Genomic DNA, 12,022 nt, shown 5'->3' on the forward strand with positions numbered 1-12,022 from the left:
CTGTTGGTGGTTCTCCTCTACTCAACGGTTGACTTCAGCAATCACTATTGAAGCAGATCAGGGCCGCCACCCCTCAGAATTTGCGAAAGATGTTGTACGTCATCTAAAAATCAGGACACCCGGTAATTGGCAATTGCTGCAATGAGACGGAGCTGGTGGATGTCTATCTCGGTTAAAGAGCTGCCTACTTTATCTTCTGATACTAGGTCGTTCGGTCCAACAACCGATGCTTTTTCTTCATCGGGTAGATAACGATTCACAATGGCAATTTTTTCGGAGAACTGAGACTCGAGGTATTTGACATCCTTCATTTGAATGGACGGCTCACCCCCAATGCTCTCCGACGCGATGAGCGCATGCCCAAGTGTTGTCGCGACTTTTTCGTCCCTAACATACCCATTTAAGGTACGCATTATTTCTGTTTCGGCATGATTAAGGGATCTGTTAACTAATTGCTCTTCCGTGCCTTGGTCTTTTGTGACCTGATCTATGCGCAAGAACTCCGAGCAGAAGAAACCAAACATACTCGTTCGATGGTAGTCATAGTTCCTTATTGAGAAAGACTCTTTAGGTAGCGAGGACTCCAGCTTTTCCGTAATTGCAATGCAGTTATGCTTGTAACGTTTGAGCCATGTGGAAAACTCTCGTTTTTCAAGATGTCTCTTTACTCGCTGTCTGTATGCGGAATAGGCGCGCCCGGCTACAGATCTTGTAAAGTATACGACATGAAGTTTGCGCCCTTCCTTTTTTAGCTTATCGTGTAGCGCAAACATTCTATTTGGGGAGAAATGTTGCAGTTTCTCTGAAGACAAAACTACATCTTCAAACGGCTTGGAAGCTTGATCAAGTAGTAGGTCGAGCGCCTTCGAGCTCTCTCTAGATTTCTCATCATGACAAAGATAATCAGAGAGCCAGGCTCCGTTGCCTGAGGTCACCTGACCAGACAGCGCCCGATTCAACTCGGGACCAGATTTATAGAGAACACCGTGATGTTTTAAAAGTTCGGAATTTTGGGCAAGCTTACTTTGCAGGAAAGAAGACCCGGTTTTACCTCCGCCGATGTGGAGGATTAATGTTCCTACCCCTTCTGATGAATTTTTTCGTCTGGTGAGACCTAAGGTGTGCAACAAAACTCATCCCTCATATTTTTCTTAAGTACGCCACTTGCTCAGAAGTGTGATTTTTCGCTTTTGAATGAAGAAGATTAATACTTTTCTCAAGCCGGCTAATATAAATATTTTTCTCTAGCTCAGTTCTGCTCTTCGCATGATGTATATACCTTTGAAAGTAAGGATATAAGTCGCCTAAGGAAGAACTGCAAGTTTTGAGTAGTAAGTAGCAACTCACCAGACGCATTATGCTGTATGGTCACATGAAAAAAGGTACTCGCTACTGGTGCGTATGACTGTTTCTGGAGACGTGGCATTGGTTGAGCATTTATTGAAGCCGTTGGCTACTGTCGCTTTCGTTGCGGCGGCGGGCTGTGGTGGTAACACCGAGCCTACAAACATTACTCAGGTTGACGACAGCATGTCGCAGCTTCCTCTGGCTCGTAACGTAGTGCTATTGACTGCAGACGATTATGGCCCATTCATGGGTGCCTATGGTGAGACACGGATCGCGACACCCCAACTAGACCTGCTTTCCTCTGAATCGTTACGGTTCCCAGTTGCACACGTCACCCAGTCGTCGTGTAGCTCCTCTCGCAGCAGTCTAATGACAGGGCTTTTCCCCTCTATCAATGGTCAGATCGGCTTGGCGAATCATGGATTTAGCGTATCCCCGGAGTACCACACGCGATTACTCCCGAACCTGTTACACGATGCCGGACTGCGCACCGGAATTATTGGCAAGCTGCATGTTTCACCATCAGAGGCGTTTAAGTTTGATTTCAAACAAGGTCTATCGCAGCCTCAGAGAGTGCGTGACGTTGCAGAGGCAGCTCGCCGCTTTTGGCCACATATGGTGACGAGCCGTTCTTCTTGATGGTGAGCTTCTTTGATCCGCATGCGATGAGGAATCCGCAAACCGGACGCATGGGGTTCCCCGACCGAGTCGACGATTTGCCAGAAGATCTGTTGCAACCGAGCAAGGATACTCTCTTTGCAGAACAGGGCATTGATACCCCCGTCCAGAGGACGAGAACTGCCGGATATCTCAATGCGGTCAAGAGGCTTGACTACGGCGTTGGGTTGCTTATCGACGCGCTTGACGAATATGGTATTGAGTCTGAAACACTACTAATTTTCGTTGGAGACCACGGGCCGCCTTTTGCAAGAGGCAAAACAACCAACTATGAGTTTGGCCTTCGGGTGCCACTACTGCTTCGCCTAACTGGGCAGACCTATGGTCAGGTCGCCGCGAGTATGGTTTCCACGGTAGACATATACCCGACAATCTTACAGGCACTCGGTATCGATATTCCGTCTCCGATACATGGTGTCTCTTTGCTGCCTGTTATAAGCAACCCTGACATTCAGATTCACGACTACCTGTATTCTGAGTGGGAGTACCATGGCCGCAGCCCACACTTCCCGCGTCGTGCAATTCGAGACCAACAGTACAAGTTGATCCACAATCTCAAGTTTGATCAAGCAGCCCCATCGGTTGCGATCGACGGCGATCGTGTTTACTTTGACGCAGTCCAAGAACCGTGGGAGACGACCCTAGCAGGTCAAGCGTTTGCGCGCTTCGCTGAACCGCCAGAGTTTGAATTATTTGACCTACAGTCAGATCCATTGGAGCAGGTCGACCTGTCGAGCAGCGAGGCTCATGTACAAGTTCTGAATCGACTGAAAAAGTCGCTGGCGGCAGAAATTGAGAAAATTCACGACCCTAAGATATGAGCTTTAGTTGTCCACTTTACCCGTTGTTTGGGATCATTGAACCATTTCATCGCTGATTGGCCCACCCGACCCATTCCTAAATCTCGGTTGGAGCGGTAATCCCCCCAAAAAGTAGCGGGGTCTGTGGGTAGAAAATTCTCGTAACCTATGAGCAGGAGAGTTTCTATGCGCAAGTCCCGATTCAGTGACAGTCAGATCATCAGCATCCTCAAGCACGCGGAGGCAGGAACGCCCGTTCCAGAGCTGTGCCGTGAGCACGGGATGAGTACAGCGACCCTCTACAAGTGGCGCAGCAAGTTCGGCGGTATGGACGCGTCGATGATGAAGCGCATGAAGGAGCTAGAGGATGAGAACCGCCGGCTGAAGAAGATGTATGCCGAGGAGCGGCTCAAGTCCGAGCTCCGCAAGGAGGCCCTTGAGGGAAAGTGGTAAGGCCGTCACGCCGCCGCGAGATGGCCCGATCCGTCGTTTCCCGTAGCAAGGCGAGCATCCGCGTTGCCTGCGAAGCCTTTTCGGTGAGCCAGACCTGCTACCGCTACGAGGCCAAGCTGTCCGATGAGAACGCAGAGATCGCGGATTGGCTCATTCGCCTGACGCACAACCAGCGTAACTGGGGCTTCGGTCTGTGCTTCTTGTATCTGCGCAACGTGAAGGGGTTTCGCTGGAACCACAAGCGCGTGTACCGCATTTATCGAGAACTGGAGCTCAATCTGCGGATCAAGCCGCGTAAGCGGATTGTCCGTGAGAAGCCGGAGCCCTTATCGGTGCCGACGGCGATCAACCAGGTTTGGAGCATCGACTTCATGCATGACAGTCTGGAAGACGGCCGTGCGTACAGGCTGTTCAATGTCATCGATGACTTCAACCGCGAGGGGCTAGGAATCGAAGTCGACTTCTCACTGCCCGCAGCGCGGGTTATCAGGGCCTTGGAGAACATCATTGAGTGGCGGGGTAAGCCTTGCGAGATTCGAGCAGATAATGGACCCGAGCTCGCTGGTCATGCCTTGCGTGACTGGGCTGAACAGCAGGGCATCACGCTCAGCCACACCCAGCCCGGCAAACCCCAACAGAATGCATATATCGAACACTACAACCGAACCGTCCGCTATGACTGTCTCGGTCAATATCTGTTCTCAAATCTCACAGAGGTCCAGGAGCACTCAACACGTTGGCTCTGGTCCTACAATCACCAAAGACCCACTATGGCTCTGGGCGGCATCACACTCATCATGCGTCTCGGCCAGGCCGCTTGAGTTCTACACGAAAACCCAGCTACAAACGGGGGGATTACCACCTGACCGGGATGGATAACGCAGACGGCGAGGAAGCCGGCTCAGAAACCGATCCGCATGCCGTACAGAATGGCGTGGCTCGCCTGCAGGATCGCCAACACAACCTGGAAGAACTCCAGCAGCGCATGACGGTGTCGGGGCGCAAGCAGGTCTGCGCCACCGAAAAATCGGCGCACATGATGCGCTCAGGGCGAGGAGGCATGGTGCTGGGCTTCCACGTACAAAGCGCCGTGGATGTTGAGACCGGCATGATCGTTCATCACGATGTCATCACAGACGGAGCGGACAACCTGTGGCTACAGCCCATGGTGGAGCAGGTCCAGTCCGATAGTGCCGATGCGGGCTACTACTACTCCAACGGAGAGCAGCTGGCGTTTGTGAGGAGCAGGGCATCTCCACTGCGGTCCTACCTAATCCCGCCAAAAAATACTCCTTACGCCTGTGGTCGGGCTTATTTGACGTGTCCGTAAAGAAAGAGGCGAACCCCGTCCCGAAGTTCGTTGCGAACATGGATTCGAAAACGGGCCTTACGCAGCCCTCGGGAGCTTGTGCGCGCTCAGAAAACCTGACTCCGGTGCAGGGTACTCTAATTGCTGAAATCTCTACTAACTCGTTGTGTGTTTGACACCGAAGCTTTCGATAGTATGCATAGGTTGCCCACGCATACCGCGAAAGCTTCCGACAAACCTATCGTTGGGTGATATAAGCCGATTAGTCCGAATTTACAGCACTATTATTATCCTGCAAATGACTACGTGCTTCCTCCAGCCAGTGTGGCTGCGGAATGCGAATGACTTTAGAGCCGGCGAGCACGCTGAAAGAGGGCCGGGCGGCAGGCGTGGGATAGCCGCTGGTGGGGATAGGTTGAATGCTGGCTACTTTTTCGCGACCTTGGTCGAGGAGTGCCGCGCGAATCACGCTTGCGAAGTCATACCACGACGCCACGCCGGCGTCAGTGTAGTGCAGAGTCTCGCCATGTCCTAACCCTTCGCTAAGCAAATAAAAAACGGCTCGAGCGATACTGCGGGTACTGGTTGGTGTACCCACTTGGTCGCTCACCACACTCAGCTCTTTACGAGCTTGCAATAGGCGCACCATCGTCAGCAAGAAGTTGTGGCCGACAGGTCCATACACCCAAGCGGTACGCAATACGGTCGCCAAATTGCCTGCGGCAGTACGGACTCGCTCTTCGCCTTCGCACTTGGCGCTCCCGTAGACGCTTAAGGGATTAGTCGGCGCATCTGGAGGATATGGCGTGGAGCGCTGTCCATCGAAAACGAAATCGGTGGAGATTTGAATAATCCTTGCTCCACACTCTACTGCGGCCTTGGCCATGTTCTCCGCCCCGAGGGCGTTGATAGCGTGCGCCAACCCAGGCTCTGATTCGGCTCTGTCAACGGCGGTGTAGGCCGCCGCATTGATGATAGCGGTGGGGACGAAGTCCTTCACCACCGCGACGATTTGGGCAGCGTCAGTAATATCGAGTTGTTGTCGGTTAAACCCATGTACTACCCAACCCGATGGAGCATGCTGTAGTAGAGCTTGCCCGAGCTGACCATCCGACCCAGTGACGAGCACTCTTTGGGTATCCGTCATGACTCCCAGCTTCCCGCTGTAAAAATGTCCGCCTGTTCCAGGCTTGGCGCCTCAGTATCTTTGGGCGACAGAGATGGGACGCCACTCATCGGCCAGTCTATGCCCAAACTCGGGTCATTCCAGCGGATGCTGCGCTCACCGGTTTTGTCATACGGTGCCGTAACCTTGTACAGCACCTCAGCTGACTCACTAGTGACGACGAAACCATGGGCAAAGCCAACCGGCACCCACAGCTGATGCTTGTTCTGGGCCGACAGGGTAGCGCCTACCCATTGTCCGAAGGTGGGAGAGCCTCTTCGAATGTCTACGGCCACATCAAAGATCTCGCCGCTGAGCACCCGCACCAATTTATCCTGCGGATGGGCACCAATTTGGTAGTGCAACCCGCGCAGAACGCCGTGTGCAGATAAAGACTGGTTGTCTTGCAGGAATGACTTGCTGCAACCGGTGGCTTCGGCAAAGCGCTGCGCATTGAAGGCCTCCATGAACCAGCCACGGTCATCGCCAAACACCTGCGGCTCAATTAACAAAACCTCTGGGATGGCTAATGAAGTCACTTTCATGCTCCACCCTCCTCTTCTGCAATACGCAGTAGGTATTCGCCGTAGCCGCTCTTCACGAGGGGACGAGCGAGGTCACGCAAAGCCGCCGCCGAGATAAAACCGCAACGAAAAGCCACTTCCTCGGGGCTGGCGATCTTCAAGCCTTGGCGCTTCTCTAGGGTGTGTATAAACATGCCCGCCTCTAACAATGAATCGTGGGTACCGGTGTCCAGCCAGGCGGTCCCCCGCCCCATGGTTTCCACCCGCAATTGCCCCGCATCCAAATAGCGTTTGTTGAGGTCGGTGATTTCCAGCTCACCACGCGCGGAGGGCTTGACGGCCTTGGCCTGCTCCACCACCTGCTGGTCGTAAAAATACAGCCCGGTGACAGCATAACGGGACTTGGGCTTTATCGGCTTTTCTTCGATACCGAGTACGGTTCCGGTTTTGTCGAATTCCACCACGCCGTAGCGCTCAGGATCGTGCACTGCGTAAGCAAACACGGTGGCGCCTTGCTCTTGAGCTGCAGCCCGCTCTAGGGAGTCGGCTAGGTCATGGCCGAAGAACAGGTTATCGCCCAGAATCAGAGCGCAGCTATCGCCATCAATAAAGTCTTCGCCTATCAAGAAGGCTTGCGCCAAACCGTCTGGACTCGGCTGCACTGCATAACGTAGCGACAGCCCCCACTGAGCGCCATCGCCTAATAAGGCTTCAAAGCGCGGTGTGTCCAGCGGCGTGGAGATGATCAAAATTTCGCGTATGCCCGCTAGCATCAGTGTGCATAGCGGGTAATAAATCATAGGTTTGTCATATACGGGTAGCAGCTGCTTGGAAACCGCCTGCGTTGCTGGATACAAGCGGGTGCCGGAACCACCAGCGAGAATGATGCCCTTCATGCCGATGCCCCGGAGGCTGTCAAGCCCATGCGCTTATCGGCCGCACCTCTATGCTGAACACCGCGGCACCACTCCAAATGGTCCAAGTACCATTGCACCGTGCGCCGCAGGCCTGTTTCGAAGGTTTCCTGCGGCGTCCAGCCCAAATCGCGCTGAATTTTTCCGGCATCAATAGCGTAGCGAGCATCGTGACCCGGACGGTCAGTTACAAAGCGGATTTGTTCAGCATAGGGTGTCGCTGCGGGCCGCAGCGCATCCAGTTGGGCGCAAATTTCGCGCACCACCTCAATGTTGGTCCATTCGTTATGACCACCAATGTTGTAGCTTTCTCCCAGCGCACCCTGCTCTAACACGCGGAGCAAGGCCCGAGCGTGATCATCCACATGCAGCCAATCACGCACATTCTCCCCGCTACCGTAGACCGGGATGTCTTCTCCAGCCAAGGCTTTCAAGATGACCACGGGAATGAGCTTCTCTGGAAATTGCCAAGGCCCATAATTGTTGGAGCAATTGGTCATCACTACTGGCAGCCCATAGGTGTGGTGCCAGGCGCGGACCAAGTGATCGGAGCCCGCCTTCGAAGCCGAGTAGGGTGAATTCGGAGCGTAAGGCGTATCTTCACGGAACAGCCCCTCGGCTCCCAAGGTGCCATAAACCTCGTCGGTGCTGATGTGATGAAAGCGAAAGGCACGACGATGATCTTCCGGCATGCTCTGCCAGTAGGCCCGCGTTGCTTCCAGTAGGGTGTACGTTCCCAGCACATTGGTATGAATGAACGCTGCGGGCCCATCAATGGAGCGGTCCACATGCGACTCAGCCGCTAAGTGCATGATGGCATCGGGCCGGTACCTGGCCAATATTTGCTGCACAGCTTGCCCGTCGCAAATGTCCGCCTGCACAAAGCAGTACCGCTCTCCGGCTTGGGTCGCCAAAGGTTCTACGGCCTCGGGGCAAGCAGCGTAGGTCAGCTTATCGACGTTAATGACGGCATGCTCAGAGTGAGCCAGCAATTCACGGATGACGGCTGAGCCAATAAATCCTGCGCCGCCGGTAATAAGAATGTTCATCTTTGAAATTTTACGCGTTTAGCGCTGCGCCTATGGGCCAATGCCCCCTCTGCCCAAGAATCCATGCTTGGCACCCCGACAAAAAAGACGAATGCGGCGCCACCTCTGATCGGCAATACCTATATCCAGCAACCAACGCAGCAAGACACGCATGAACTCGGCACCGACCCAGACCAGGGAGACAGCCGGTTGGCGCGCAATAAGAAGTAAATTACGGACTCGGTAATATTGTCGAAGTGGAGAATGCAGCGGAAAGTGACGCCCCAGCACATTTACAGAGCGGTCCCCTAGCTGGTGGTGCATACCCGCGTCCCAGACCCCCAGTAACCGATAGCCGAGACTACGTGCTCTAAAACACCATTCCACATCCACATATCCAATGTGTAGATCGCGCCTAAACTCACCAACGCGCTCGAAAGCCTCAAGCGGAATGAGTGTTCCCGAGGCGGCGCAATAGTCAATGTCGCAATACCGCTCGCCAGTGCGTCTTTGTTGACGCCGTCTGAGCCCACCTTTTAATTGGAAGAACGGGGCCCGAGAAGTCAGCTGAGAGTCAACATAGTACGACGCCAAAGCTGCAAATCCATGCTGGTCGCGCGGCCATAGATCGCTGAACGCGCCGGCCAAGGTGTCAATTTGACCTGACTCCGGAAGGCTGTCCTGGTCGAAAAGGATGACCGCCTTCCAGCCTTGCTCTTGTGCGTAAGAAAATGCTCGGTTCTGTGCTGCTGCAAGACCGGTGTTCGAGGACATGCGCAGGAGCTTGATCGAGGGTTGCTCAACTCCGTCCAGAGCCTGCTCTGCCTGAAGCCCCCCATCCTCACTCCCATCGTCAATGAGAACCATTGGATGACCACTGTCAACAATGACAGCAAGGAGCTTTCGCAGATGATTGCCATCGGGGTTAAAGCAACACACCGCAACCCCAACACCGTCCTCAGTCAATCTCTGCATCTCTTCTTTCATTGTGAACACGGACAGGACCAGATAACTCGGGTGCATAGGTGCGCCACCTTGGGAGCGCTGCAAGGCAATTTCGACATGCATTCATTCGCGATATCGCCCCCTTAGCCCATCTTGCCGGCGCTTAGCTGGCAACCAATAAGGATGATAACCCTTCGGAAATGGCGAGGACTCCTCGATCAGCTTTGCACAGAGGTTCCGGGGCGCTGCTGCAGCTGCGGGATGAGTTTGGGAGAAAGCTAATGGTCTCGGGGAGCTTGGGCCGTAGTAAATGCTGCGGTTCATCTCGAGGTCGTCCGCTACGGCTGCTAAAGTAACTGCAGACCTCGAGGAGACACCCCCCATGTTGCACATGCATTTGCTGCGTGCGGCAATCGTTAGCAGCCTGACCATGATGGTGAGCTGTGGCGGCGGCCGTACAGACACTACTTCCCCTGCCAGTCGGGATGGAGCCAACGCCGGTTTGTCAGCGGAAGTCATCCGCACCGAACGCGGCGTACCCCATATTTTTGCGGATGATTTTGCCGGCTTTGGCTATGGCTACGGTTATGTGCATGCCGAAGACAACCTCTGCGTGCTGGCCGAAGACCTGCTCACCATTCGTGGCGAGCGCGCAAAATTTTTGGGCCGCGACGGCAGCTACACCATCGAGCCCAACGGGGCGACCGCCGATAACGTCACATCCGACTTCTTCTGGAAGCACGTGCTCGGTCCCGAAGAAATCGCGCGCATTGCGGCCGACTCGGATGCCGAAGCCATCGCGGCTACCGAAGGTTTTGTGGCCGGCTACAACCGCTACCTGCGCGAGTTGCGTGCGGGTGAGCATCCGGGGCGTCATCAAGCCTGCGCCGACGCCGAGTGGACTGGCCCGATCACGGTGGATGACATGTATCGGCGCTATTTCCGCCTCTCCGTGCTCGCCTCCAGCAGTGTCTTCGTGAATGAGGTGGCCAATGCAGCCCCTCCGGGCCTCAATAATTTGCCGCTGCCCGTGGATGCCGAGCGCGTGGCCCAACTGGACCCGCGCGACTTTCCGCTGGGCGAAGGCTTGAAAATTGGCTCCAACATGTACGGCCTGGGCCGGGAAGTCACCAGCGATGGCTCCACCATGCTGTTCGGCAATCCGCACTTTCCCTGGAAAGGCACCGAGCGCTTGTATTTGGCCCACGGCATCCTGTCCGATGTAAACATCATGGGCGTGGGCTTGTATGGCGTGCCGGCAGCGCTGATTGGCTTTACAGATCAGTTCGCCTGGAGCCATACGGTGTCCACCGCGTATCGCTTCAGCTTTTACGAACTCACCCTGAACCCGCTGGACCCCACGCAGTACATCTACGAGGGCGAGATTCGGGATCTGGAGGCCAGCGAGGTCGCAGTCGAAATTCTCGAGGCCGATGGCAGCACCACCACCGAGACCCGCACCCTCTACACCAGCCAATTCGGCCCCATGCTGGAGCTGCAAGTCAGTGGCGTGCCGGTGCTGGAGTGGAGCCCGCTCAAGGCCTACACCTTGCGCGACGCCAATGCCGAAAACACCCGCTTGATGAACCAGTTTTTCCGCTGGAACCAGGCTCAGTCCTTGGATGAGTTCAAACGCCTACATGGCGAAGTGCTGGGCGTGCCTTGGGTGAATACCGTGGCGGCCGGCCCCGACCAGCCTGTGTACTACGGCGATGTGACCGTGGTGCCCAATGTGCCCGACAGCAAGGTGCAAACCTGCTCGGCCCAACCACTGGCGCTGGCACTGGGCCAGCTCCTGCCGGGCCTGCCCCTGCTGGATGGCTCACGCGCCGCCTGTGAGTGGGATACCGATACCGACGCCCCAGCTCCCGGCATCTTTGGCCCCGACAATTTGCCCAAACAGGAGCGCGAGGACTGGGTGCACAACTGCAACGACAGTTACTGGCTGACCAACCCCGAAGACCCCATTACTGGCTTCGCTGCCATCATTGGTGATGAGGAAACCGCCCGCACACTGCGCACCCGGCTGTGCATCAAGATGGTCCAGGACCGTCTGGCCGGTGCCGATGGTCTTGAGGGCGATCGTTTCAGCTACGAGCAACTCCAAGAGGTAGTACTCAACTCTAGAGTGCACTCTGCAGAACTGGCGCTGGATCAAGTACTGAGCAGCTACTGTTCCCTGCCCACCTTGATTGGCTCCGCCGGCCCGGTCGACCCGACCGCCGCCTGTGCCGTGCTGGCCAACTGGGATCGCCGCAACAACCTCGACTCGGCCGGCGGCCATATCTGGCGGGAGTTCTGGCGCAATGTGGGCAGCCCACTGCCGCTGGGTCCCGACCTCACCTGGCTCAGCCCATTCTCTGCGGCCGACCCCGTGAATACGCCCAACACCCTGAATGTGCTCAACCCGCTCACGCAGCAGGCTTTTGCCGATGCCATCAGCGCCGTGGAGGCCTCGCCCTTCGATCTGGATGCGGCCATGGGCACCATTCAGCGCAGCGGCGTGAATGGCGACATCCCCATCTTCGGCGGCGAAAGCTTCACCGGCAGCTTCACCATCGCCGCCTCCGGCCCACTCAGCGAAGCCGGCTACCCGGTGGATTATGGCAACAGCTACATTCAAGCCGTGCAGTTCGGACCCGAGCCGGGCACCTTGAAGGCCGAAGCCTTCGTCACCTACTCCCAGTCCACTGACCCGGCCTCACCCTGGTTCCGCGACTACACCGAAGCCTACTCCCGCAAAGATTGGCTGCGACTGCGCTACACCGAAGAGCAAGTGCGTAACGCGCCGGTGCAGGTTCGTTATCAGCTCAGCGAGTAAGCTAGGACGCTCACAAAAAAGCCCCGCGAACTCGCGGG

11 protein-coding genes are annotated in these 12,022 nt (G+C 55.6%); 5 read left to right on the forward strand and 6 right to left on the reverse strand.

All coding sequences use genetic code 11. The features are described from left to right. Positions 1-110: 110 nt before the first annotated feature. Positions 111-1,130 (reverse strand): hypothetical protein, encoded by a 1,020-nt coding sequence (locus KI787_03705; GenBank protein MBV6629039.1) that lies wholly within the window; start codon positions 1,128-1,130, stop codon positions 111-113. Positions 1,131-1,425: 295 nt separating this feature from the next. Between KI787_03705 and KI787_03710 the strand changes: the two genes are divergently transcribed. The 4 genes from KI787_03710 (at position 1,426) to KI787_03725 (ending at position 4,608) form a co-directional block, all read left to right on the forward strand. Further along, positions 1,426-1,986: a sulfatase-like hydrolase/transferase gene (locus tag KI787_03710; GenBank protein MBV6629040.1), complete on the forward strand. Its 561-nt coding sequence runs from the start codon at positions 1,426-1,428 to the stop codon at positions 1,984-1,986. Beyond that, complete coding sequence (locus KI787_03715; protein ID MBV6629041.1) at positions 1,986-2,846, forward strand: sulfatase-like hydrolase/transferase; 861 nt, start codon at positions 1,986-1,988, stop codon at positions 2,844-2,846. The genes KI787_03710 and KI787_03715 overlap by 1 nt, the downstream gene beginning before the upstream one ends. 165 nt (positions 2,847-3,011) lie before the next feature. Beyond that, positions 3,012-4,099 (forward strand): IS3 family transposase gene (locus tag KI787_03720; protein ID MBV6629042.1). Its coding sequence is split into 2 segments (ribosomal slippage): positions 3,012-3,267 and positions 3,267-4,099, totalling 1,089 coding nucleotides; the frame shifts between segments, so codons are not numbered across the junction. Next, positions 4,096-4,608, forward strand: a complete 513-nt coding sequence (locus KI787_03725) for a hypothetical protein (GenBank protein ID MBV6629043.1) — start codon at positions 4,096-4,098, stop codon at positions 4,606-4,608. Before KI787_03720 ends, KI787_03725 begins: the two co-directional genes overlap by 4 nt. Before the next feature lie 241 nt (positions 4,609-4,849). On the opposite strand, the gene rfbD is transcribed toward KI787_03725, so the two are convergent. The 5 genes from rfbD to KI787_03750 are packed head-to-tail and all read right to left on the reverse strand — an operon-like array spanning position 4,850 to position 9,193. After that, positions 4,850-5,734, reverse strand: coding sequence for a dTDP-4-dehydrorhamnose reductase (gene rfbD / locus KI787_03730; GenBank protein ID MBV6629044.1), 885 nt, complete (start codon positions 5,732-5,734; stop codon positions 4,850-4,852). Then, positions 5,731-6,297 carry a dTDP-4-dehydrorhamnose 3,5-epimerase gene (gene rfbC / locus KI787_03735; GenBank protein MBV6629045.1) on the reverse strand — a complete coding sequence of 189 codons (567 nt, stop codon included), beginning with the start codon at positions 6,295-6,297 and terminating at the stop codon, positions 5,731-5,733. Before rfbC ends, rfbD begins: the two co-directional genes overlap by 4 nt. Then, positions 6,294-7,172, reverse strand: coding sequence for a glucose-1-phosphate thymidylyltransferase RfbA (rfbA, locus tag KI787_03740; GenBank protein ID MBV6629046.1), 879 nt, complete (start codon positions 7,170-7,172; stop codon positions 6,294-6,296). The genes rfbC and rfbA overlap by 4 nt, the downstream gene beginning before the upstream one ends. Continuing rightward, positions 7,169-8,239: a dTDP-glucose 4,6-dehydratase gene (gene rfbB, locus KI787_03745; protein ID MBV6629047.1), complete on the reverse strand. Its 1,071-nt coding sequence runs from the start codon at positions 8,237-8,239 to the stop codon at positions 7,169-7,171. Before rfbB ends, rfbA begins: the two co-directional genes overlap by 4 nt. Positions 8,240-8,269: 30 nt before the next feature. Further along, positions 8,270-9,193 (reverse strand): glycosyltransferase family 2 protein, encoded by a 924-nt coding sequence (locus tag KI787_03750; protein MBV6629048.1) that lies wholly within the window; start codon positions 9,191-9,193, stop codon positions 8,270-8,272. A gap of 352 nt (positions 9,194-9,545) precedes the next feature. Between KI787_03750 and KI787_03755 the strand changes: the two genes are divergently transcribed. After that, entirely contained in the window at positions 9,546-11,984 is a 2,439-nt protein-coding gene (locus tag KI787_03755; GenBank protein MBV6629049.1) for a penicillin acylase family protein, read from the forward strand. Positions 11,985-12,022: the final 38 nt, after the last annotated feature.

The sequence above is a fragment of the Oceanococcus sp. HetDA_MAG_MS8 genome (assembly GCA_019192445.1).
In the GTDB taxonomy this organism is placed as follows: domain Bacteria; phylum Pseudomonadota; class Gammaproteobacteria; order Nevskiales; family Oceanococcaceae; genus MS8.

What these genes read in the sequence shown, in the direction of transcription:
- KI787_03715 (MBV6629041.1), top strand. Translation starts at nt 1,986, where the DNA reads ATGGTGAGCTTCTTTGATCCGCATGCGATGAGGAATCCGCAAACCGGA.
- rfbD (MBV6629044.1), bottom strand. Translation starts at nt 5,734, where the DNA reads ATGACGGATACCCAAAGAGTGCTCGTCACTGGGTCGGATGGTCAGCTC.
- rfbC (MBV6629045.1), bottom strand. Translation starts at nt 6,297, where the DNA reads ATGAAAGTGACTTCATTAGCCATCCCAGAGGTTTTGTTAATTGAGCCG.
- rfbA (MBV6629046.1), bottom strand. Translation starts at nt 7,172, where the DNA reads ATGAAGGGCATCATTCTCGCTGGTGGTTCCGGCACCCGCTTGTATCCA.
- rfbB (MBV6629047.1), bottom strand. Translation starts at nt 8,239, where the DNA reads ATGAACATTCTTATTACCGGCGGCGCAGGATTTATTGGCTCAGCCGTC.
- KI787_03750 (MBV6629048.1), bottom strand. Translation starts at nt 9,193, where the DNA reads ATGCAGAGATTGACTGAGGACGGTGTTGGGGTTGCGGTGTGTTGCTTT.
- KI787_03755 (MBV6629049.1), top strand. Translation starts at nt 9,546, where the DNA reads ATGTTGCACATGCATTTGCTGCGTGCGGCAATCGTTAGCAGCCTGACC.